The sequence below is a fragment of the Actinosynnema sp. CA-299493 genome (assembly GCF_050946825.1).
In the GTDB taxonomy this organism is placed as follows: Bacteria; Actinomycetota; Actinomycetes; order Mycobacteriales; family Pseudonocardiaceae; genus Actinosynnema.
This window is the reverse complement of record NZ_CP191993.1, coordinates 3292681-3314089: the sequence shown is the minus strand read 5'-3', so window position 1 is coordinate 3314089 and position 21409 is coordinate 3292681. Positions and strand designations below refer to the sequence as shown.

Annotated in this window: 20 protein-coding genes; 5 read left to right on the top strand and 15 right to left on the bottom strand. The window is 71.5% G+C overall.

Annotation, left to right across the window (positions count from 1 at the left end; all coding sequences use genetic code 11):
* Positions 1-66 precede the first annotated feature (66 nt).
* On the bottom strand, positions 67-1461 hold the full coding sequence (locus tag ACQPYE_RS15370) for an MFS transporter (protein ID WP_498721904.1): 1395 nt from the start codon (positions 1459-1461) through the stop codon (positions 67-69).
* Between the two features lie 606 nt (positions 1462-2067).
* Between ACQPYE_RS15370 and ACQPYE_RS15365 the strand changes: the two genes are divergently transcribed.
* Positions 2068-3021: an alpha/beta fold hydrolase gene (locus ACQPYE_RS15365; protein WP_498721902.1), complete on the top strand. Its 954-nt coding sequence runs from the start codon at positions 2068-2070 to the stop codon at positions 3019-3021.
* A gap of 126 nt (positions 3022-3147) precedes the next feature.
* Here ACQPYE_RS15365 and ACQPYE_RS15360 read toward each other — a convergent pair whose 3' ends face one another.
* Complete coding sequence (locus ACQPYE_RS15360) at positions 3148-3810, bottom strand: TetR/AcrR family transcriptional regulator (protein ID WP_498721901.1); 663 nt, start codon at positions 3808-3810, stop codon at positions 3148-3150.
* An 84-nt stretch (positions 3811-3894) separates the two neighbouring features.
* Between ACQPYE_RS15360 and ACQPYE_RS15355 the strand changes: the two genes are divergently transcribed.
* Entirely contained in the window at positions 3895-4638 is a 744-nt protein-coding gene (locus ACQPYE_RS15355) for an SDR family oxidoreductase (protein ID WP_498721900.1), read from the top strand.
* Positions 4639-4703: 65 nt separating this feature from the next.
* Here the strand turns inward: ACQPYE_RS15355 and mmuM are convergent, their stop codons facing one another.
* Together mmuM and ACQPYE_RS15345 are read right to left on the bottom strand one after the other, a co-directional pair.
* On the bottom strand, positions 4704-5603 hold the full coding sequence (gene mmuM / locus ACQPYE_RS15350) for a homocysteine S-methyltransferase (protein WP_498721899.1): 900 nt from the start codon (positions 5601-5603) through the stop codon (positions 4704-4706).
* 127 nt (positions 5604-5730) lie between these two features.
* Positions 5731-6330, bottom strand: a complete 600-nt coding sequence (locus ACQPYE_RS15345; protein ID WP_498721898.1) for a phosphoribosylanthranilate isomerase — start codon at positions 6328-6330, stop codon at positions 5731-5733.
* Positions 6331-6438: 108 nt separating this feature from the next.
* On the opposite strand from ACQPYE_RS15345, the gene ACQPYE_RS15340 reads away from it, so the two are divergent.
* Positions 6439-6744 carry an Rdx family protein gene (locus ACQPYE_RS15340; RefSeq protein ID WP_498721896.1) on the top strand — a complete coding sequence of 102 codons (306 nt, stop codon included), beginning with the start codon at positions 6439-6441 and terminating at the stop codon, positions 6742-6744.
* Between the two features lie 142 nt (positions 6745-6886).
* On the opposite strand, the gene ACQPYE_RS15335 is transcribed toward ACQPYE_RS15340, so the two are convergent.
* The 3 genes from ACQPYE_RS15335 to ACQPYE_RS15325 all read right to left on the bottom strand — a co-directional run bounded on the left by ACQPYE_RS15335 (position 6887) and on the right by ACQPYE_RS15325 (position 9442).
* Complete coding sequence (locus ACQPYE_RS15335; RefSeq protein ID WP_498721895.1) at positions 6887-8299, bottom strand: cellulase family glycosylhydrolase; 1413 nt, start codon at positions 8297-8299, stop codon at positions 6887-6889.
* Between the two features lie 154 nt (positions 8300-8453).
* The gene (locus ACQPYE_RS15330; RefSeq protein WP_498721894.1) at positions 8454-9104 is read right to left on the bottom strand and encodes a permease prefix domain 1-containing protein; all 651 of its coding nucleotides are present in this window, start codon (positions 9102-9104) and stop codon (positions 8454-8456) included.
* On the bottom strand, positions 9101-9442 hold the full coding sequence (locus ACQPYE_RS15325) for a PadR family transcriptional regulator (protein ID WP_498721893.1): 342 nt from the start codon (positions 9440-9442) through the stop codon (positions 9101-9103). Before ACQPYE_RS15325 ends, ACQPYE_RS15330 begins: the two co-directional genes overlap by 4 nt.
* Positions 9443-9531: 89 nt before the next feature.
* Between ACQPYE_RS15325 and ACQPYE_RS15320 the strand changes: the two genes are divergently transcribed.
* Positions 9532-9951, top strand: coding sequence for a hypothetical protein (locus tag ACQPYE_RS15320; RefSeq protein ID WP_498721891.1), 420 nt, complete (start codon positions 9532-9534; stop codon positions 9949-9951).
* A gap of 137 nt (positions 9952-10088) precedes the next feature.
* Here the strand turns inward: ACQPYE_RS15320 and ACQPYE_RS15315 are convergent, their stop codons facing one another.
* Both ACQPYE_RS15315 and ACQPYE_RS15310 read right to left on the bottom strand, forming a co-directional pair.
* Positions 10089-11492 carry an endo-1,4-beta-xylanase gene (locus tag ACQPYE_RS15315; protein WP_498721889.1) on the bottom strand — a complete coding sequence of 468 codons (1404 nt, stop codon included), beginning with the start codon at positions 11490-11492 and terminating at the stop codon, positions 10089-10091.
* Between the two features lie 574 nt (positions 11493-12066).
* Positions 12067-13236, bottom strand: a complete 1170-nt coding sequence (locus ACQPYE_RS15310) for a 4-hydroxybenzoate 3-monooxygenase (RefSeq protein WP_498721887.1) — start codon at positions 13234-13236, stop codon at positions 12067-12069.
* Between the two features lie 146 nt (positions 13237-13382).
* Between ACQPYE_RS15310 and ACQPYE_RS15305 the strand changes: the two genes are divergently transcribed.
* Complete coding sequence (locus ACQPYE_RS15305) at positions 13383-14165, top strand: IclR family transcriptional regulator (protein WP_498721885.1); 783 nt, start codon at positions 13383-13385, stop codon at positions 14163-14165.
* Between the two features lie 86 nt (positions 14166-14251).
* On the opposite strand, the gene ACQPYE_RS15300 is transcribed toward ACQPYE_RS15305, so the two are convergent.
* The 6 genes from ACQPYE_RS15300 to htpG form a co-directional block, all read right to left on the bottom strand.
* A complete protein-coding gene (locus tag ACQPYE_RS15300) occupies positions 14252-15739 on the bottom strand; it encodes an acyl-CoA synthetase (RefSeq protein ID WP_498721883.1) in 1488 nt (495 codons plus the stop codon).
* Positions 15740-15764: 25 nt separating this feature from the next.
* Positions 15765-17132, bottom strand: a complete 1368-nt coding sequence (locus ACQPYE_RS15295) for an MFS transporter (RefSeq protein WP_498721880.1) — start codon at positions 17130-17132, stop codon at positions 15765-15767.
* Positions 17133-17142: 10 nt separating this feature from the next.
* A complete protein-coding gene (locus ACQPYE_RS15290; RefSeq protein WP_498721878.1) occupies positions 17143-17601 on the bottom strand; it encodes a MaoC family dehydratase in 459 nt (152 codons plus the stop codon).
* The gene (locus ACQPYE_RS15285; RefSeq protein ID WP_498721877.1) at positions 17598-18491 is read right to left on the bottom strand and encodes an amidohydrolase family protein; all 894 of its coding nucleotides are present in this window, start codon (positions 18489-18491) and stop codon (positions 17598-17600) included. Before ACQPYE_RS15285 ends, ACQPYE_RS15290 begins: the two co-directional genes overlap by 4 nt.
* Position 18492: 1 nt before the next feature.
* Positions 18493-19404, bottom strand: a complete 912-nt coding sequence (locus ACQPYE_RS15280) for an SDR family oxidoreductase (RefSeq protein ID WP_498721875.1) — start codon at positions 19402-19404, stop codon at positions 18493-18495.
* Between the two features lie 159 nt (positions 19405-19563).
* Complete coding sequence (htpG, locus tag ACQPYE_RS15275; protein WP_498722916.1) at positions 19564-21384, bottom strand: molecular chaperone HtpG; 1821 nt, start codon at positions 21382-21384, stop codon at positions 19564-19566.
* Between the last annotated feature and the right edge of the window lie 25 nt (positions 21385-21409).

The window sequence follows — 21409 nt, the reverse complement described above, 5'->3', positions numbered from 1 at the left end:
GGTAAATGCCGGGCGACGGCCGGTGAACCGTCGCCGCGACCTTCCGGGAAATGCCGACCGCACTCGCTACCGGACCGCGGCCGGCGCCGGGGTCTCGGCTTCGACCTCGACGCGCGGGCGCAGTCCGAACCAGACGAGCGCGATGCCGGCGAACGTGAAGACGACGTTGACCGTCAGGGCCAGGTGGATGCCGGCCAGCTCGGTGCTCTGGGTGGCGGCGATGGCGCTCAGGACCGGGATGCCGATCGTGATGGCGACCTGCTGGGTCATCGAGGTGAGGCCGGTGGCCAGGCCCTGCTCCTCGTTCGGCAGGCCGGACGTGCCGGTCACGGTGTAGGCGACGATGGACGCCACGTGGCCGAAGAAGCCGATGAACAGCGCCGGCAGCAGGATGAGCAGGCCGAGGCGGTCGGTGCCCACGAACACCAGCGGCACCGTCGCGAGGGCCTGCACGGTCATGCTGGTGACCAACACCTTGCGGTAGCCGTACCGGCCGATGAAGCGCCCGGCGACCGGGCCCGCGAACACCGCCGCCAGCCCCGGCACGCCGAAGACCAGACCGGTGAGCAACGGGGTGAGCCCGAGGACGTGCTGCAGGTACAGCGTCATCAGGAAGATCATCGCCGTCTCCATGCTGAGGATGACGAGACCGGCGTAGTTGCCCCACTTCACGGTGGGGCGCCTGAGGATCCGCACCGGCGTCAACGGGGCGGCGGCACGAAGCTCGATCAGCCAGAACGCGGCCAGCAGCACGACGCCGACGACCGCCGCGACGACGCTGCGCTCGACGATCGCGTAGACCACGGCCAGCAGACCGCCGGTCACGGCGACCGCGCCGGGCACGTCCAGCTTCACCCGCTCCGGCGTCCTGCTCTCGCTGATCAGCATCGGCGTCGCCACCAGGATCAGCACCGCGACGGGGACGTTGATGAAGAACGCCGCGCGCCAGCTCAGCAGGCTGACCATGGCGCCGCCGATGAGCGCGCCGACGGTGAAGCCGGCGGACAGCAGCGCGCCGTTCAGGCCCAGGACGCGGTCACGCCGCGCGCCCTCCTTGAACGTCGTGGTCAGCAGGGACAGCGCCGCCGGGATGGTCATGGCGGTGGACAGCCCCTGGAGCGCACGCGCGCCCAGCAGCATCTCGGGGTTGGTGGCGAAGCCGCCGAGCAGCGACGCGCCGGTCAGCAGCACCATGCCGCCCAGGAGCAGCCGCCGCCTGCCGAACAGGTCGGCCAACCGCCCGAACAGCAGGGTGAAGCCGGCGGCGGGGAGGGCGTAGGCGGAGGCGATCCACGGCAGCGCCGCCAGGTCCAACCCGACGCCCTCGCCCACCTGCGGCAGCGCGACGTTGAGGATGGAGAAGTCGACGGACAGCATGAACCCGGAGCCGAGCAGGATCAGCAGGATCAGCCGCTCCCGGCCGGTGAAGCGGGCCGGCGAGGTGGTGGTGTCGGCAGTCAAGAGGTGGTTCCTCTCCAGGACCCGGTGTGGTCGACAGCGGCACGTCGTCGGGCCGGCCGTGGTCGGTCGACGAGGCTGCCCGCGTCGTCGCGGATGGCGTTCGGGGTCGAGGGCGCGTCCGCCGCGATTCGCGCGGCGGAGGGTCGACGTGCCCGCGTGGTGGGTGGTCGTCCTCACGACGGGGCGGGAGCCGGCCGGCACTGATCGACACTGAAAGCAATCGAATGGTTGCACAACGTGCGCAAGACGCGCAACTCGTGAGTTGCACTCATCTCTCGGCGGCGACCAGCGCAAATCCCCTCGATGACCGGCCACGCTCCGATGTGATGCCGATCCGCATCACCCGGATGCCACAACCACCCGGCGTCGCGTGCCGACCGAATGGCGCGACACCGCACTCCTCCGCCCTTAACAGACACCGACCCCTGGACGACACACCTTTCCGACGAAGGGCAACCTGGAAGAAGCACTGGCCGGTTCCGTAATACACGATCGTATTACCGGAACCCGAACAGAGACGTTCGCCCACGCCGCTTGGAATACCCGGCGAAATCGCGGAACGCGATGGCCGCCGGCGTGCCCGGACGTTGGGAAGAGGAATACGACGTGACGAGGAACAATGAGCTGAAGACTTCGACGAACACCTTCGCCGGCACACCGGGGGCCGCCGTGCCCACCGACGCCGAGCTGGCCCGATCGTTGGGCGGCGACTTCCGCAGCGACCACGTCACCGTGGACGGTCTGCGCCTGCACTACGTCACGGGCGGCACGGGCAAGCCGCTGGTCCTGCTGCCCGGCTGGCCGGAGACCTGGTGGGAGTTCCGCAAGATCATGCCCGCGCTCGCCGCCGCCGGGCACCGCGTCATCGCGGCCGACCTGCCGGGCATGGGCACCTCCGCCAAACCGGCCGGGGGCTACGACAAGAAGAGCATGGCCACCGTGGTCCTCGGCCTGGTGCGGGCCCTCGGCTACGACCGGGCCGACCTCGCGGGCCACGACATCGGCGCCCAGATCGCGTTCAGCTTCGCGGCCAACCACCCCGAGGCCACCGACCGCATCGCCATGCTCGACATCCTCCACCCGGACGAGTCGGTGTACGAGCTGCGCATGGTGCCCCTGCCCGGGCAGCCGTACCACCCCTGGTGGTTCGCGTTCAACCAGGTCGCCGGGCTGCCCGAGCGGCTCCTCGCGGGGCGCTCCCGCCTGCTCGTCGACTGGATCTTCGACAACTTCCTGGTGGACCGCGACGCCGTCGGCGAGTTGGACCGCGCCGTGTACGCGCACCACTACGACGACCCGGACAACATCCGGGGCGGCAACGCCTGGTACGGCACGTTCGGGCAGGACGTGGTGGACCTCGCCGACTACGACCGGGTGACGGCGCCGGTCCTGGGCATGGTGTCCAACCTCGCCGGTGGCGCCTTCGCCGCGCAGATGCGGGCGACCCTGCCCAACCAGGCGACGGACGTGCGGATCGTCGTCGTCCCCGACTCGGGCCACTACCTGGTCGAGGAGTCACCGCAGACCGTGATCGACCACTTCACCGAGTTCTTCGCCTGACTCGGGAAGCCGAGGCCGGTCGCCGGTCGTTCCGCTCCCCCGGTCGCCGCCCCGGTGGAGTCGCCCAGGTGGAGCCGCCCCGGACGCGCGGCCCTTCCCGCAGGCGGACCGCTTCCCCGCCGCTGCCTACCGGGTGTCGGCGGTGTGCGGCGCCGTCCACAGCCCGGTGATCGCGTCGACCAGGCCGTTCGCCGTCTCGTCCCACGTCGACCTCGGCGTCTCGGTCCCCTCGGCGAGGGCCCGTTCCCGCTCGGCGCACACGTGCACGATGAGGTGCCGGACCATCGCGGCACGGTCCTCGCGCACGTCGGCCGGCATGTCGGGCAGGAGCCCGATCAGGTTGTCCACCACGTGGCGCAACGAGTCCTCGGCCAGCGCCTCCTCGGCCATGACCACCCGGAACGCGGGGTCGGTCATCACCTGCGCGCTGAACCGGGCGAACCAGGTCGGGTCGCCCGACGAGGCCAGGTAGGTGGTCACCGGGCGGACCAGGCAGGCCACCCAGTCGCGGACGTCGCGCGACCCGTCCACGGCGGCCACCGCGTCCTGCCGCAGCGACTCGATGCGGGAGGTGTGCCGGAGCATGATCGCCCGCACGAGGTCGGACTTGGTGCCGAAGTGGTAGCCGACGGCGGTGTTGTTGCCCTGCCCGGCGGCGGCGCTGATCTGCCGGTTGGACACCGCGTAGAGGCCCTGCTCGGCGAACAGCCGTTCCGCCGTGGTGAGGATCTGCTGCCGCGTCGCCCCGACCTGCGCCGCCCTGGGTGTCCTGCCGATGTCCGCCACCACGGCGAACACCGTACCGCCTCGCCCGGGTGACCTCGCGCGATCGACGCTGGTAGACCTTGTGCACCGACTCGGGAGGAGAACGCGATGACCCAGGTTTCCGTGGTGACGGGCGCCGGTTCGGGCGTGGGGCGCGCGGTCGCCCGCGCGCTGCTCGACGCCGGCCACCGGGTGGCACTCGCCGGGCGACGCGCGGACGCGCTGGCCGAGACCGCCGACCGGGCGCCGGCCGGGCACGTCCTGGTCGTGCCGACCGACGTCACGGTGGAGGCGTCGGTCGACGCGCTCTTCGCCACCGTGCGCGAGCGGTGGGGACGGGTCGACGTGCTGTTCAACAACGCCGGGACGAACGTCGCCTCGACGCCGTTCGGGGAGGTCGCGCTGGAGCAGTGGGCGACGGTGGTGGACACGAACCTGACCGGCGCGTTCCTGTGCGCGCGGGCCGCGTTCCGGGTGATGCGCGACCAGGACCCGCAGGGCGGCCGGATCATCAACAACGGCTCCGTCTCCGCCCACACCCCGCGCCCGGGCTCCGCCCCGTACACCGCGAGCAAGCACGCCATCACCGGCTTGACGAAGTCGATCTCCCTGGACGGCCGGCGCCACCGGATCGCGTGCGGCCAGATCGACATCGGCAACGCGGCGACCCCGATGACCGAGAGGATGAGCGGCGGCGTCCCCCAGCCGGACGGCTCGACGGCGCCCGAGCCCACCATGGACGTCACCCACGTGGCCGACGCGGTCCGCTACATGGCCGGCCTGCCCCTGGACGCGAACGTGCAGTTCATGACGGTCATGGCGACCACGATGCCGTTCATCGGCCGCGGCTGACCGCCCGGCCGGCCCGTCAACCCGTCAGCCCCGTCAGCGTGGCGGCCCGTCAGCTCGTCAGCCCGTCAGCCCGTCAGCGCGGCGGCCAGGTCGCGGATCGTCCCCGGACCGACCTGGCAGCAGCCGCCGACCAACCGCGCGCCGCCCGCCACCCACCCGGCCACGCGTGCGGGGTCGAAGGCCGGCGTGCCGGTCCAGCTCCGGGCGGTGGCGTCCCAGCTCTCGCCGCTGTTCGGGTACACGACGACGGGTTTGCCCGTGACCCGCCGGGCGGTGGCCACGGCCTCGTCGACGTCGGCCGGGTCGCAGCAGTTGACGCCGACCGCGACCACCTCGGGCACCCCCCGCACGACCTCGAACGCCTCCGCCAACGGCTGACCGGCACACGTCCGCGTGCCCCGCGCGCTGTACGACAGCCACAGCGGCACGCCCGACCCGGCGACCACCCGCAGCACCGCCTCCGCCTCCGCCACGTCGGGGATCGTCTCGACCGCCAGCAGGTCCGCCCCCGCCTCGGCCAGCACCTCGATCCTGGGCCGGTGGAACGACTCCAGCGCTCCCCCGCCCACCCCGTACCCGCCGCGGTACTCGGAGCCGTCGGCCAGCATCGCGCCGTACGGACCGACCGACGCCGCCACCCACCGCGGTCCATCCACTTCGGACGCGGCACGCCGGGCCAGCGCCACGCTGTCCCGCAGCAGCCCGGCCGTCTCCGCCCCGGTGAGCCCGCGTCGGGCGAAGCCCTCGAACGTGGCCTGGTAGCTCGACGTGATCGCCACCTCCGCACCGGCCTGGAAGTACGCCAGGTGCGCTGCCACGAGGGCGTCCGGGTCGGTCATCAACAGGCGGGCCGACCAGAGCGAGTCGGACAGGTCGTGGCCGGCCGCCGTGAGCGCGGTCGACAGGCCACCGTCCACCACCACGACCCGGCGGGCGAGCACGTCGGACAACCGTTCCTCGGACACGGGCTCGACCCTACAGACCCCGACCCCCGTCGAGGGTCCGCTCGCGGTCCGTCCTCTTGGCAGCGGCCACGTCCACGACGGCCCGGAACACCCGTCGGCGATCGTCCTGCCCGTCAGGCGGCAGCCATCACGCGGAACGCGCGGCGGCGACGAACTCCCGCATGAGCCCGTGGTCCTTGACCCCGCGGCTCACCTCGATGCCGCTCGACACGTCCACACCCCACGGCCGGGCGCGGGCGACGGCCTCGGCGACGTTGTCCACGCCCAGACCGCCCGCCAGCAGCCAGTGGCCGTCCGGCCGGGCTCCGTCGAGCGCGGAGAGGTCCCACCGGTGGCCGGAACCGGCCTGGGGCGAGTCCAGCAGGAGCATCCGCTCGCCGTAGGCGCCGACCCGCACGTCGGTGTCCGCCGTCAACGCGACCGCCCGGACCAGCGGCACCCCGGCCGCCGCCACCTCGTCGAACGCGGCACGCGGGTAATCACCGTGCAACTGCACCGCGCCGACGCCGGCCTCCTCGGCGAGCCGCCGCACGTCCCCCGCCGCCACCCCGCTGAACACGCCGACGGACAGCACGTGCGACGGCACCTCACGCACCAGCCGCCGCACGGTCCCGGGATCGACCTGCCGGACGCTCGCGCTGAGCACGAACCCGACCGCGTCCGCCCCCGCGTCCACCGCGGCGGCGACATCGCCCGACGTGCGCAGTCCGCACAACTTCACGTACATGCCGCAGAACAGTAGCGGTGACCTCCCCACACGGGTGGCGAGTGGACGAGGCCGCCCGGCGGCGGGGGCGCTCGCTTCACCTCTACCGGCGATACTGGGGGTGTGACGGTGAGAGAGCCCCGCCTTGAGATCGAGTACTGCACCCAGTGCCGGTGGTTGTTGCGGGCCGGGTGGACGGCGCAGGAGTTGCTGACGACGTTCACCACCGAGCTGGGCGAGGTCGCGCTGGTGCCCGGCACGGGCGGGGTGTTCGACGTCAGGCTCGGGGACGAGACGCTGTGGTCGCGCAAGGAGCAGGGTGGGTTCCCGGAGCTCGCCGCGTTGAAGCAGCTCGTGCGGGACCGGATCGCCCCTGACCGCGACCTCGGGCACACCGACCGCAAGAAGGACGCCGACGGGTCAGGAACGGGGTGAGTGAGCGGCGACCTCGGCCAAGGCGTCCACCGTCTCGTGACGGAGATCCGGCCCCCTCGTCGGCCGGGTCACCCGATCGAGCGACACAAGAAAACGGGGCCCCGCGCGCGAACGCGAGGCCCCGTCCTCGGTGGAGCGCGGGTCAGCTGGTCGGGAAGTTGTCCGGCGTGCTGATCCGGCTCTTGAGCAACGCGCCGGAGTCGGTGAGCACACCGCTGCCGGCGTAGTCACCACCGTTGCAGGTGCCCGGGCGGAACGCGGCGCTGCTCTCGTTCGCGTCCGAGTACGTCCAGTTCGCGTACCCGATCTTGAGCTGGTCGAGCAGGTCCAGCCAGGCGGTGGTGCTCGCCCGGTCGAACGTGCCGCCGCCGGTGGCCAGGACGGTGCCGAACTCGGTCACGAACAGCGGCAACCGCTGCGCGGCGCGGCTGACGGTCGCCCGGTAGTTGTCCTTGTGCGACGCGGCGTAGAAGTGGAACGCGTACATGATGTTCGTGGCGTTGACCGGGTTGTTGACGACCTCGGACTCGCTGGAGCCCTCGGACACGCCGAGCGAGGACCAGGCGCGCGTGCCGACGATGACGACGGCGTCCGGGTCGGCCGCGCGGATCACCGGGATGACCTGCTCGGCGTAGCTCTTGATCGACGCCCAGCTCACGCCGTTCGGCTCGTTCGCGATCTCGTAGATCACGTTCTTCTTGTTCGCGTTGCGCTGCGCGACGGCGGCGAAGAAGGTCTTGGCCCGGTTGATGTTGTAGTTCGGGTCACCCGGCGTGAGGATGTGGAAGTCGATCATCGCGTACATGCCGCGGGCCTCGGCCATGTCGACCAGGCTGTTCACCCGGTTGGTGAACCCGGTCGGGTTGGTCTCGTAGCCCTGTTCCTGCACGTACATCGCGATGCGGAGCAGGTCGGACTTCCAGTCGTTCGCCAGCGCGTCCAACGAGTTGTTGTTGTAGCACTTGTCGAACCACTGGATGCCGTGCGTGCTCATGCCGCGCAGCTGGACCGGGCGGTTGTACTGGTTGCACAGGTTGACGCCGCACACCCGCAGCTGACCGTTGATCTCGACCGGGTTGCGACCGACCGGCGGGTTCGTGGTCGTGGTCGTGGTCGTCGTGGTGGTCGTCGTGGTGGACGTGCCCGTGGTCGAACCGGTGCAGACGACGCCGTTGAGCGCGAACGACGTCGGCGTCGGGTTGCTGCCCGAGTAGGAGCCGACGAAGCCCAGGTCGGTCGACGCGCCGGTGGACAGCGTCCGGTTCCAGTCGACGTTGGTCGCGGTGGCCGTGGAACCGGACTGGGTCCAGGTGGCGTTCCAGCCCTGGACGACCCGCTGGGAGCTGTTCGGGAACGCGACGGTCAGTGACCAGCCGCTGATGGGATCACCCAGGTTGGTGATCTTGATGCCACCCTGGAACCCGCCGGACCACTGGCTGGTGACGGCGTAGTCGACCTTGCAGCCCTGGGCGGCGGCCACGGCGTTCGGCAGCATCGTCGCCGCTGAGCCGAGGGCCACCGCGCAAGCCGCAAGCAGTGCGGTGGAGCGCTTCACTGAGCCCCTCCTCATCTCGAAGGATGTCTGGGAGCGCTCCCAGACCCGTCGGGAACGTACACCGGAACCCGCGCGTCCGTACAGAGCCTGTCTCACACCCTGACATTCCGCCGTGACGCTCCGTGACGCTCCGTGTCGCCCGGCCTGCGCCCGATCAGCGGAACCCGGCCTGGGCGCACCGGCGGCACTCGCGGGCCGACGCGGCGACCACGCCGTGCGATGCGGTGGCCAGCACGCCGGCGAGGGCGGTCAGCGGCCAGTCGGTCGAGAGGGCCGAGGTGGCGCCCAGCGCGACGGCCGCGAGCGCCATGCCCACGGCGGCGGCGGACGCGGTCCAGGCCACGACCAGCGGCAGCCGGTGCGGCGTGGGCAGCACGCGGGTGAGCGGACCGGTGGCCACCAGCGCCGTCACGGCGAGCAGGCCGGCGGCGGTGGCGAGCGCGGCCAGGTGGACGGCGAGCGCGCCCGACCGCCAGTCGCCGACGGCGGTGTGCACGAGGAGTTGGCACACCACCAGCACCGGCACGGTCACGGCGGCGACGCGGGCGGTGCGGCGGGTCTGGGCGATGGTCAGCTCGCGCTGGAACGACGGCGCGATCTCCTCCGCCGCGCCGAAGTCCCGCACCGCGCGTCGGACGGCCTGCGCGTGGGGCACGCCGAAGCGGGTCTGCGCCTGCACCGCGTCGTCCAGGCCGTCGCGCACCTCCCGCATCATCGCGGCCTTCGCCCGCGCCGGGCCGTGCAGCGAGGCGGTCAGCGCCTCCAGGTAGTCCTCGACCGGGTCGACGTGCCGCGCGGTGCTCACGTGGCGTGCCGCGCGGACGGCGTCAGGTCGAGGACGGCGCCGATCGCGGCGGTGAAGTCCCGCCACGTGGACCGCGCCTCCGCCAGGTGCCGCCGACCCGCGTCGGTGAGCTCGTAGCAGCGTCGGGGCCGGCCGGACACGGGCTGCCGGCGGCTGCGCAGCAATCCCAGCCGCGCCAACCGGTTCAACGCCGGGTAGACGGTGCCGGTGCGCAGTTCGAGCGCGCCGCCGCTGCGGTGCCGGACCGCGGTGATGACCGCGTAGCCGTGCAGCGGGCCCGGTTCGAGCACCGCGAGCACCATCGCGTCCAGGTGCCCGCGCACCGCGTCCGCCTTCATGGGTTGGCAGCCTACACACCATCTAGGTAGCTGTGGTACCTATTGGCAGCCGACATATGTTGGCTGTCTACGCACCAAGGAGTTCCCCGGTGACCAAGTTGCTGCTGTCGGTCCACGTGATCGCCGCGATCCTCGCCGTCGGGCCGATCGCGGTGGCCGCCTCGCTGTTCCCCCGCTTCGCGCGCGAGTCGCCGACCGGCGTCGCCGTGTTCCTGCACCGGACGTGCCGCACGTACACCGCCGTCGGCATCGCCGTGCCGGTCTTCGGCATCGCCACCGGCGCGAGCCTCGGCGTGCTCGGTGACGCGTGGCTGCTGGTGTCGTTGGTGTTGACGGCGGTGGCGGCGGGCCTGCTGGCGTTGGCGATCCTGCCCGCGCAGCGGCGGGCGCTCGACGGCGCGACGGGCGTGGCGAAGCGGCTCGCCATGACGACCGGCGTGTTCAACCTGCTGTGGGCGGTCGTGGTCGTGCTGATGATCGTGCGCCCCGGTTCCACGACGGGGGCGTGACGTGCGCGTCGAGGAAGAGCCGACAGCGCGAAGCCCGGTGGGGGACGACGCGGGTCCCCGCACCGGGCTTCGCCCGTCGTGATCAGCCGTGCGTGATCGGCCGGCCGCGATCAGCCGGGCGCATCAACCGGCCGTGATCAACTGGCCGTGCACCTCGGCGAGATCCCCGAGACCGAACCCGTGCCCTGGAAGCCGAACTCGGTCGACATCCCGGCCGCGACGCGGCCGTTGTAGCTGACGTTGCGCCACTGGACGGTGCCGGAGGTGCCGGAGCGCTCGGCGCTCCACGCGTTGGTGACCGACACGCCGGACGGCAGGTCGGTCGTGACCGTCCAGCCGTTGATCGCCGACGACCCGGCGGTGACCTTCACCGTGGCGACGAAGCCGCCGTTCCACGAGTTCAGCGACACCGAGGCGGTGCAGCCGCCGTTGCCGGGGATCGTCGTCGTCGTAGTGGTGGTCGTGGTGGTGGGGTCGGTCGGGTCCGTCGTGGACGTCGTGGTCGACGTGGGCACGGTGGAACCGCCGCTGTTGAGGGCGTTGAGCGTGGAGGTGTAGGCGGCCTTCTTGTTGCCCGAGCCGTCGAACAGCAGCGGGGTGCCCGAGGCGCGCCACGAGTCGGTGTCGCGGATGCCCCACACCGTGATGCCGGTGCAGCGCGTCACCGCGAGGCACGCCTTCGTCACGCGCTCGAAGTTCGACGCCTGCGCGGAGCCGGAGCCCTCGATGTCCAACTCGGTGATCTGCACGTCCACGCCCAGGGCCGCGAAGCTCGACAGCGTGGTCTGGTAGTTACCGGGCACCGGGCTCTGGCTGTTGAAGTGCGACTGGAGGCCGACACAGTCGATCGGCACGCCACGCTGCTTGAAGTCCTGCACCAACCGGTAGACGGCCTGGGTCTTCGCGTGCGTCCAGTCGTCGGTGTTGTAGTCGTTGTAGCAGAGCTTCGCACCCGGATCCGCCGCCCGCGCCGCCCGGAACGCCGCCTCGATCCAGTCGTTGCCGGTCCGCTGCAGGTTCGAATCACGACGCGCACCCGAACTACCGTCCTGGAACGCCTCGTTCACCACGTCCCAGGCGTAGATCTTGCCCCGGTAGTAGGTGGCCACCTGCGTGACGTGGTTCAGCATCGCGTTGCGCAGCGCGGTGCCCGACATGTTCTGCATCCAGCCCGGCTGCTGCGAGTGCCACGCCAACGCGTGACCGCGCACCCGCATCCCCTGGGCCCGGGCGTGGTTGACGATCCGGTCGCCGTTGGCGTAGCTGAACTGGTTCTGGTTCGGCTCCGTGGCGTCCATCTTCATCTCGTTCTCAGCCGTGACCATGTTGAACTCACGGTTGAGGATCCCGACGTACGTCGAGTCGCTGAGCCTGTTCGCGGCGACGGCCGTGCCGAAGTAGCGGCCCGACTCGGCCGCCGAGGCGCCGAGCGTGGTCCCGGCGCTGGCCGACGTCGCCAGGAGCACCGCGGCACCCGTGGTGGCGGTCACCAACGTCGACACGAGTGTCGCTCGCAACACTGACCTCGATGTCAGCTTCATGTTTGCACCTTCTCGGAGCACCTGCGGGTTCGGCAGGTGGTGGTTGGTTGCCGGGGCGACCCGGACCGCCTGGGCGGGGTGGTCCGGATCCGCGCACTTGGCGGAGGAGGGCCCGGTGCCGCAGGATTCCTCCACGCCAACGACAGGTCGTTGAGTCGGTCCTCCAGAGCGTGCGCAGCGCAGGCGAGAACCGTCGGGGGCGGCACCCGACCGCGTCCGGCCTGAAACTTTTAGAAGTATTAACCGAAACAGATAGGTCTGGCAAGCACCGAAACACGGTGACCCGGCGAACCCGTACCGGACCGCAGGCAACAGTCTGACGGGTCAACGGGCGGTCGAACCAGTCCACAACGACTCGGCGCAGTTCAGCCGGTCGGATCGAAAGCCCTGTCTGGACACCAGGTTCAGGCCACCTGAACCGATACTGACCGAAGTTGTCGGGCGTCGGGCCCCATCTTCGACGACCTTCGAAACTGTTCGAAAGAAGATTCGCAACTTTATCGTTCACCGTGGTCCGATTACCGGCAGTCGGATTACGCCGATCGCAGCTGTGCGGACCCGTGCCGGGGTGTGGCTACAGCGGCCAGCCCGTGTACGCCTCGGCGAGGTGCGTGGCGGCGGCCGTGCTGGAGATGAGCGATTCCAGCTCGCCGAGCTGCCGCTTCACGTCGAACGGCGAGCCGGCCGGGTCGGTGTGCAGCATCGACGTCATCCACCACGAGAAGTGCTGCGCCCGCCACACCCGCCGGGCCGCGGTCGGGCCGTAGGCGTCCAACGACCCGGTGGACCCGGTGCCGAAGTACTCCTCCACCGCGCGGGCGAGCACGACGACGTCCGCCACGGCGAGGTTCAGTCCTTTCGCGCCGGTGGGCGGCACGACGTGCGCCGCGTCCCCGGCCAGGAACAGCCGGCCGTGCCGCATCGGCTCGCACACGTAGCTGCGCATCGGGATCACGCCCCGGTCGAAGATGCGGCCCTCCGCCAGGCTGAACCCGTCGCCCGCGACCCGCGCGTTCAGCTCGGCCCAGATCCGGTCGTCGCTCCAGTCGTCGGCGCGTTCGCCGGGGTCGCACTGGAAGTACATCCGCTGCACCCGGGGCGTCCGGGTGCTGATCAGGGCGAACCCGCGTGGGGAGTGGGCGTAGACCAGCTCCTTCGAGGACGGCGGGGCCTCGGCCAGGATGCCGAACCACCCGAACGGGTAGGCGCGGAAGTAGTCGGTGCGGTGGCCGTCGGGAATGGACCGCCTGCTGACGCCCGACGAGCCGTCGCAGCCGGCGATCACGTCGCAGCGCAGCTCGACCGGCGTGCCGTCGGCGTCGGTGAAGGAGATGACGGGCTCGTCGGACGTGATGCCGTGCAACGCCACGTCGCTCGCCTCGAAGCGGATGTCCGCCCCGGCCGCGAGCCGGGCCGCGATCAGGTCCTTGAGCACTTCGTGCTGCGGGTACAGCCAGACCGCCCGGCCGGTGAGCCCGCTGAAGTCCACCCGGTGACTCCGGCCGCCGAACCGCAGCTCGATCCCCTCGTGCCGCGCGCCCTCGGCCAGCGCACGCGCGCCGACGCCCATCGCGGTCAGCAGTTCCACCGTGCCCTGTTCCAGGACGCCGGCGCGGATCGTCTGCTCGATCGCCGCACGGCCGCGCGTCTCGACCACCACGGAGTCGATGCCGCGTTCGGCGAGCAGGTGGGACAGCACCAGGCCGGCGGGACCCGCGCCGACGATTCCGACTCTCGTTCGCATGGGTCAAGCCAAGGGCGACGTGCGGCCGTTCGCCAGGATCGACTTCCACTGGGTGAAAGTGGCGGCGATTCCGAACCGGACGCGAGGTTACGTTCGGTGCCCGGCGTTCCAGCGTCCGGAAGTCCGGTGTTCGAGGGAGGAGCCGCATGGCGGTCAACCGCGACGCGCCCCGGCGGTCGATGGCCGGGCGGGCGCTGGCGTTGCTCGGCGTGTTCGACGCCGAGCACCCGCGGCTCAGGCTGACCGAGCTGGCGCGGCGCGCGGACCTGCCGTTGGCGACGGTGCACCGGCTGGTCCGCGAACTGGTGTCGTGGGGTGCGCTGGAACGTGACGCGGACGGGTGCTACGGCATCGGCCTGCGGCTGTGGGAGGCGGCGACGCTGGCGCCGGTGGCCGGTCGGCTGCGGGAGGCCGCCCTGCCGTTCATGCAGGACCTCTACGAGGTGACGCGCGAGAACGTCCACCTCGCCGTGCACGACGGGTTCGACGCGCTGTACGTGGAGAAGCTCGCCGGTCACCGCTCGGTGCCCATCGTCTCCCACGTCGGGGCGCGGCTGCCGCTGCACGCGACCGGTGTCGGCAAGGCCCTGCTCGCCCGCGCCGACCCCGGGTTCGTGCGCGGCTACCTCGAACGCCCTCTGCTCCGCTGCACCCGTTACACGATCACCGAACGGGCGCGGCTGGCGCGCGAACTGCGTGCCACGGCGTCCCGCGGGTATGCGCTGACCAGCGAGGAGATGACCCTCGGCTCGTGCTCGGTCGCCGTGGCGATCCCGACGGACGGCCACGAACCACCCGGCGCGCTGGGCATCGTGGTCCGCTCGGTACGCACCGACCTGCACCGCCTCGTGCCGGACCTGCGTGCCGCCGCCGAGGCGATCGGACGACGGCTCGACGACCTGGCTCACCGCGCGGTCCGCGTGACCTGAGCGTTCAACTCGGGGTACGCGAACGTAGGACACGCGCGTTCCGAACGTAGGACTCTCGCGGCGTGAAGGTAGGACTCGCGCGAGTTCTAGGGTGGGGGGAGTCGGCGCAGCTCGGACTTGCGGACCTTGCCGGAGCCGGTGCGCGGCAGCCGGTCCACCACGTCGACGTGCACCGGCACCTTGTACTTGGCCAGCCGGGTGAGCAGGAACGCCCGCAGCGCCTGCTCCGACGGCCCGCCGCCGTCGGCGTACCGCACGAACGCCCGCCCGACCTCGCCCCACCTCGGGTCCGGCACGCCCACCACCGCGGCCTCCACCACGTCCGGGTGGGCGACCAGCGCGTTCTCCACCTCCGCCGGGTAGACGTTCTCGCCGCCGGAGATGAACATGTCCTTCACCCGGTCCACCACGCGCAAGTGGCCCTCGTCGTCGAGCCGCCCGACGTCACCGGTGCGGAACCACCCGTCGCGGGCGAACGCGGTGGCCGTCGCGCCGGGGTCGCGCCAGTAGCCGGGGGTCACGTTCGGGCCGCGCACCAGCACCTCCCCCGGCTCGTCCGCCCCCGCGTCCACACCGTCGTCACGCACGACCCGGACCTCGCCGAAGAACACCGGCACCCCGGCCGACCCGGCCTTGCGGACGCTCTCCCCCGCCTCCAGGAACGTCGCGCCGGGCGCGGTCTCGGTGAGGCCGTAGCCCTGGCAGAACGTCAGCCCCCGCTCCTGGTACGCGCGGATGAGCGAGTCGGGCACGGACGCGCCGCCGCACAGCAGGTGCCGCAACGACGACAGGTCGGCCGTGGCCCAGCGCGGTGACGCGGCCAGGTCGGCGTACATCGTGGACACGCCGAACGTCAGCGTCACCCGTTCCCGCTCGACGAGGTCGTACACCTGGTCGACGTCCCACGACGAGGTGATCACCGCCGTGCCGCCCTTGATGAACGTCGGCAGCAACGTCTGCGCGAGCGCGGCGACGTGGAACAGCGGCGCGGACACCAGGGTGCGCTCGTCGCTGGTGACGTCCACGCCCACCAACAGGTTGTAGGTGTTCCAGATCAGGTTCGCGTGCGTGAGCATCGCGCCCTTCGGCCGACCGGTCGTGCCGGACGTGTAGAGGATGAGCGCCACGTCCTCGGGCGCCACCGCCTCGTCGATCGCGGCGGCGGGCCCCTCCGCCAACCACTCCTCGTAGTCCGGGTCCACCGCGACGACCACGCCGGAGAAGGCCGAACGCGCGACGTCCGCCCAGTGCGGCGCGCACACCAGCACCGAGGGCGCCGAGTCCGCCAGCACGTGCTCCACCTCGGGCGTGGTGAGGCGGAAGTTCACCGGCACGAAGATCGCGCCCAGCACGTGCGCGGCGAACATCACCTCCACGAACGACGGGTGGTTGGGCCCCAGGTAGGCGACCCGGTCACCCCCGCCCACGCCCGCCGCGCGCAGCCGGTGCGCGAGGCGCGTGACGCGCACGGCCAGCTCCGCGTAGGTCAGCTGTCCGGAGTGGACGATCGCGACCCGTCCCGGCGACATCAGCGCCCGCCGGTAGGGCCAACTGCCGAGCCCCGAGTTCCGCACTTCGGTCCTCCTGTCAGCGAAGGGCTCAGGAAGCGGCGACCGACCTGAGGTCACGCGTGCCGGTCTCCTTCAACGCCAGCACGCACACGACGGTGAGCACGCAGAACGCGGCGATGGTCGACGAGATGAGCGTCAACCCCCGCCCGTCGGTCGCCCGCTGGATCGCGGCGAACAACAGCGGCGCGAGGCCCGCGCCCAGCCCGGCGACCTGGTAGCCGAGGGACGCGCCCGTGTAGCGGTGCCCGGTGCTGAACAGCTCGCTGTAGAGGGCCGCGAGCGGCCCGTACATCATCGGGTGGATCACGCCCTGGCCCAGCACCAGCGCGACCGTCAGCAACGCCGCGTCACCGCTGTCCACCAAGGGGAACAGCACGAACGCGTACGCGCCCATCGCGACCGCGCCCGCCACCACCACCGGCCGCCTGCCGAAGCGGTCCGACGCCGCCGCCCACCCCAGGATGCCCACGACGGCGCAGGCGGACGACAGCGTGAGCGCGTTGAGCACGGTCTGCCGCGCGTGACCGGCCGCCACGCCGTGCGCCAGGACGAACGTCGTCAACGTCGACTGCGAGACGAACGCGGCCAGCCCCACCCCGATGCCCAGCAGCAGCACGCGCGGGTGGTCGCGCAGCACCTCCACCACCGGCGCCCGGCGCTTGCCGCCCGCGTCCCGCACGGCCCGGAACGCGGGCGTCTCCTCGACCCGGCGCCGCACGAACAACCCGACGCCGAGCAGGACGACGCTGATCAGGAACGGGATGCGCCAGCCCCACTCCAGGAACGCCCGCTCGCCCACCAGCGCGGCGGTCGCCGTCAGCGCCACCGTCGACAGCACCATCCCGCACGGCGCGCCGGCGTTGGTGAACCCGGCCCACAGCCCGCGCCTGCGGGTGGCGTGCTCGGCGGACATCAGCACCGCGCCGCCCCACTCGCCGCCGACCGCGATGCCCTGCACCACGCGCAGGACGACCAGGCCGACCGGTGCGAGCCAGCCCACCTGGGCGTAGGTCGGCAGCAGCCCGATGAGGAAGCTGGCCACGCCCATCAGCGCCATGGTCAGCACGAGCATCCGCTTGCGGCCCAGCAGGTCGCCGAAGTGCCCGAACAGGACCCCGCCGACCGGGCGGGCCAGGTAGCCGGTGGCGAACGTGCCGAAGCTGGCGATGACGGCCACGAGCGGGTCGAGGGAGGAGAAGAAGACCTTGTTGAACACCACGGCGGACGCGGTGGCGTAGAGCAGGAAGTCGTAGTACTCGATCACGCTGCCGACGAAGCTCGACGCGACGGCGCGGCGGAGTTGGACGTTGGGCGCGCCGGACGCGCCGGACGCGCCGGGCCCATCGGGCACGCCGGTGGTGTCGGGGAAGTCCGGGGGGTGAGGCGGGTTCGACATGGTGGCCCCCTCAGGGGTAGTGCCGGTACACGGCGCGCGCGACGCACGCCGGCTTGTCCGAGCCGTCGATCTCGACGGTGAAGTCCAGCACCAGCTGGACGCCGTCGCCCGCGACCTCGTCCACCGAGACGACGCGGCCCGCGAGCCTGATCTTGTCGCCGACGCGCACGGGGCTGGGGAAGCGCACCTTGTCCAGCCCGTAGTTGACGCTCAGCCGGACGCCCTCGACCGCCAGCAGTTCCCCGAACATGGGGATGATCAGCGACAACGTGAGGTAGCCGTGCGCGATGGTCGTGCCGAACGGCCCCTCGGCCGCCCGTGCCGGGTCGACGTGGATCCACTGGTGGTCGTCGGCGGCGTCGGCGAAGGTGTCGACCCGGTCCTGGACGATCTCGCGCCAGCCGGTGCGCCCGAGGTCGTGCCCGGCCAGCGCGAGGAGTTCCGCCGACCCGTTGACGGTGGTGGTCATGTGCGCTCCGAGTCCGTCGTGCCGAGGCCCAGCAGCCTGGCCGCGTTGTGCTTGAGGATCTTGGGGCGGACGGCGGGCTTGAGGTCGAGCGCCGCGAAGTCCGCCAGCCAGCGGTCCGGGGTGATCACCGGGTAGTCCGAGCCGAACAGCACCTTGTCCTGCAACAGCGAGTCGGCGTAGCGGACGAGCGTCGGCGGGAAGTACTTGGGCGACCACCCGGACAGGTCGATGTGCACGTGCGGCTTGTGCGTGGCCACCGCCAGCGCCTCGTCCTGCCACGGGAACGACGGGTGCGCCAGGACGATCCGCAGTTCCGGGAAGTCCACCGCGACGTCGTCCACCAGCATGGGGTTCGAGTGCTTCAGCCGGATCCCGCCGCCGCCGGGCACGCCCGCGCCGATGCCGGTCTGCCCGGTGTGGAACACCGCGGGCACGCCGAGCTCCTCCATGACCTCGTACAACGGGTAGGCCATCGGGTCGTTCGGCGCGAACCCCTGGAGGCTGGGGTGGAACTTGAAGCCGCGCACGCCGTGCCGCTCGACCAGCCCGCGCACCTCCCGCGCGCCCGCCCGGCCCTTCCAGGGGTCGACGCTCGCGAACGGGATCAGCACGTCGGAGTGCTCGGCGCAGTTCTCCGCGACCTCCTCGTTCCGGATGCGCGGGTGGCCGGTGGCGTGCTCGGCGTCGACCGTGAAGACGACCGCCGCCATCCGCCGCTCCCGGTAGTGCGCCGCGATCTCGTCGACGGTCGGTTGGCGGTGGCCGTGCGCGCCGAAGTACTTCGCGGAGGCGGCCAGCAGCTCGGGGCTCAACGACGGGTGGCCGTCCCTCGACACCTCCGCGTGGGTGTGGACGTCGATGGCCACGAGGTCGTCCAGGGCGAGGACCACGTCACGCCGCCGGCGGGGTGGGCGCGGGGATGCCGTAGGTCTCCGGTTCCGCGCCGACGCCGGTGGCCCACGACTCGGCGATGGCGGCCGTGGTCCACCCGCCGTCGGCGAGCGCCACCGCCTTCTCCCGGGGGTGCGACCAGAGGGCGAGCCGGTCACCGCCGATGCCGATGGCCTGGCCCGTGATGTGCCGGGCCGCGTCGGAGGCCAGGTAGACGATCAGCGACGCGACGTCCTCGACCGTGCCCAGGCCCTCGTCCCGGCGCAGCCAGTCCGGGAACGGCGCGCCGGTGCGCTCGGCCTCCTCGATGACGGGCGCGAAGGCCGGGATGGTCCGGGTCATCCCGGTCGCGGCGACCGGCACCACGGCGTTGACCGCGATGTCCGCGCGAGCCAGCTCCAGCGCCCACGTGCGGGCCATGGCGACGATGCCCGCCTTCGCCGCCGCGTAGTTGGTCTGCCCGAAGTTGCCGCGCTGGCCGGCCGGTGACGAGATCAGCACCAGGCTGCCGCCCCGGCCCTGCTCCCGCATCCGCACCGCCGCCGCGCGGGCGCAGGTGAACGTGCCGCGCAGGTGCACGTCGAGCACGGCGTCGAAGTCGTCGTCCGACATCTTCCACAGCACCCGGTCGCGCAGGATGCCCGCGTTGGCGACCAGGACGTCCAGCCCGCCGAACTCCTCGACGGCGGCCGTGACCAGCCGGTCGGCGGTCGCGGTCGGCCCGACCGGCGCGACCGCGGCGACCGCGCGTCCTCCCCCGGCCACGATCGCCTCCACCACCGCGCCCGCCGCCTCGGCGTCCACGTCGTTGACCACGACCGCCGCGCCCGCCCGGGCCAGGGCTTCGGCGTACGCCCGGCCCAGGCCACGGCCGCTGCCGGTGACCAGGGCGACCTTCCCTCGCAGCTCCATGACGGCGAACATACGGCAGTTTCGTGACGGCGGTCCAGAGTCTGCCCAATATCAGTTCGGCGCGGAAGCCGCGGTCGAGGTGGGGACCGGTCGGCGCAGCCGCCGACCGCGAGAACGGTGACCGGCGCGGTGGTGGGGGCCACCGCGCCGGTCACGACTTCACAGCGCCCGCTCCAGGTGGTCCGACATCAGCCGGACGAAGCGGGACGGGTCGGGCAGGTCGCCGCCCTCGGCGAGCAGCGCCATGCCGTGCAGCAGCTCGGCCGACTCGGCGAGCGACGCGTCGTCCCCGCCGCGGTCGGCGAAGGCCTGGTGCAGGCCCGAGACCAGGGCGTGGTCGGGGTTGAGCTCGAGGATCCGCTTGACCGGCGGCAGCTCCTGGCCCATCGCCCGGTACATCTTCTCCAGGGTCGGGGTCAGGTCGTGCGCGTCGCCGACGACGCACGCGGCCGACGTGGTGAGGCGCGAGGACAGCCGCACCTCCTTGACCTGGTCGGCCAGGGTGGTCGTCAGCCAGGCCAGGAAGTCGGCGAAGTCCTTCTGCCGCTCCTGCGCCTGCGCCTTCTCCTCCTCGGTCTCCAGGTCGACCTGCCCCTTGGCGATCGACTGGAACGTCTTGTCCCGGTACCCCGGCACGGCGTCGACCCACATCTCGTCGATCGGGTCGGTGAGGATCAGCACCTCGAAGCCCTTGGCCCGCAGCGCTTCCAGGTGCGGCGAGTTCTCCACCGTGGCCCGCGAGTCGCCGGTCATGTAGTAGATGTGCCGCTGGTCGTCCTTCATCCGCTCGACGTAGCCGGCGAGCGTGGTCGGCTTCTCCGCGTCGGCAGTCGAGGCGAACGAGGCGATGTCGAGGATCGCCTCGCGGTTGTCGGGGTCGGCGAGCAGGCCTTCCTTGACCGCGCCGCCGAACTCCCGCCAGAACGTCTCGTACGACTCGGGCTTGTCGGCCATCATGCCCTTGACGGTCGAGAGCACCTTCTTCACCAACCGGCGGCGCACCTGCTGGATCTGGCGGTCGTGCTGGAGCAGCTCGCGCGACACGTTGAGCGTCAGGTCCTGGGCGTCCACCACGCCCTTGACGAACCGGAGGTACTCCGGCATCAGCTCTTCGCAGTCGTCCATGATGAAGACGCGCTTGACGTAGAGCTGCACGCCCCGCTTGCGCTCGCGCATGAACAGGTCCAGCGGCGCCTGGGACGGGATGAACAGCAGCGCCTGGTACTCGAACACGCCCTCGCCGTGCATCCGGATCGTCTCGAGCGGCTTGTTCCAGTCGTGGCTGACGTGCCGGTAGAACTCGGCGTACTCGTCCTCGGTGACCTCGGAGGCGGGCCGCGCCCACAGCGCCTTGCGCGAGTTGATCGTGGCCGGCTCCGCGCCGTCCTCCTTCGCCATCCTGATCGGCCAGGTGATGAAGTCGGCGTACCGCTTGACCACCTCGGTGATCTTCGCGGTCGACGTGTAGTCGGCGAGGTGGTCCTCGGGGTCGGCCGGCTTGAGGTGGAGGGTGACGGAGGTGCCCTGCGGCGCGTCCTCGACATCCTCGATCGTGTAGGTGCCCTCGCCGGCGGACTCCCACCGGACGCCCTCCCCGCGCGGGTGCCTGGTCACGAGCGTGACCTTGTCGGCGACCATGAACGAGGAGTAGAAGCCGATGCCGAACTGGCCGATGAGGTCCTGCGAGGCGGCGGAGTCCTTCGACTCCTTCAGCTTCTGCAGGAACTCGGCGGTGCCGGACTTGGCGATCGTGCCGATGAGCCCGATCACGTCCTCGCGGGTCATGCCGATGCCGTTGTCCCGGATCGTGAGGGTGCGCGCCTCCCGGTCCACGTCGATGGCGACGTGCAGGTCGGACGTGTCCGCGACCAGGTCCTTGTCCCGGAACGTCTCCAGCCTGAGCTTGTCCAGCGCGTCGGAGGCGTTGGACACCAGCTCCCGCAGGAACGTGTCCTTGTTCGAGTAGACCGAGTGGATCATCAGCCGCAGGAGCTGACGCGCCTCC

Bases quoted from the DNA above. Each gene is read 5' to 3' on its own strand.
- ACQPYE_RS15355 (WP_498721900.1), top strand. From the start codon at position 3,895: ATGACCCAGGTTTCCGTGGTGACGGGCGCCGGTTCGGGCGTGGGGCGC.
- ACQPYE_RS15345 (WP_498721898.1), bottom strand. From the start codon at position 6,330: ATGTACGTGAAGTTGTGCGGACTGCGCACGTCGGGCGATGTCGCCGCC.
- ACQPYE_RS15325 (WP_498721893.1), bottom strand. From the start codon at position 9,442: ATGAAGGCGGACGCGGTGCGCGGGCACCTGGACGCGATGGTGCTCGCG.
- ACQPYE_RS15315 (WP_498721889.1), bottom strand. From the start codon at position 11,492: ATGAAGCTGACATCGAGGTCAGTGTTGCGAGCGACACTCGTGTCGACG.
- ACQPYE_RS15310 (WP_498721887.1), bottom strand. From the start codon at position 13,236: ATGCGAACGAGAGTCGGAATCGTCGGCGCGGGTCCCGCCGGCCTGGTG.
- ACQPYE_RS15305 (WP_498721885.1), top strand. From the start codon at position 13,383: ATGGCGGTCAACCGCGACGCGCCCCGGCGGTCGATGGCCGGGCGGGCG.
- ACQPYE_RS15295 (WP_498721880.1), bottom strand. From the start codon at position 17,132: ATGTCGAACCCGCCTCACCCCCCGGACTTCCCCGACACCACCGGCGTG.
- ACQPYE_RS15290 (WP_498721878.1), bottom strand. From the start codon at position 17,601: ATGACCACCACCGTCAACGGGTCGGCGGAACTCCTCGCGCTGGCCGGG.
- ACQPYE_RS15280 (WP_498721875.1), bottom strand. From the start codon at position 19,404: ATGGAGCTGCGAGGGAAGGTCGCCCTGGTCACCGGCAGCGGCCGTGGC.
- htpG (WP_498722916.1), bottom strand. From the start codon at position 21,384: ATGATCCACTCGGTCTACTCGAACAAGGACACGTTCCTGCGGGAGCTG.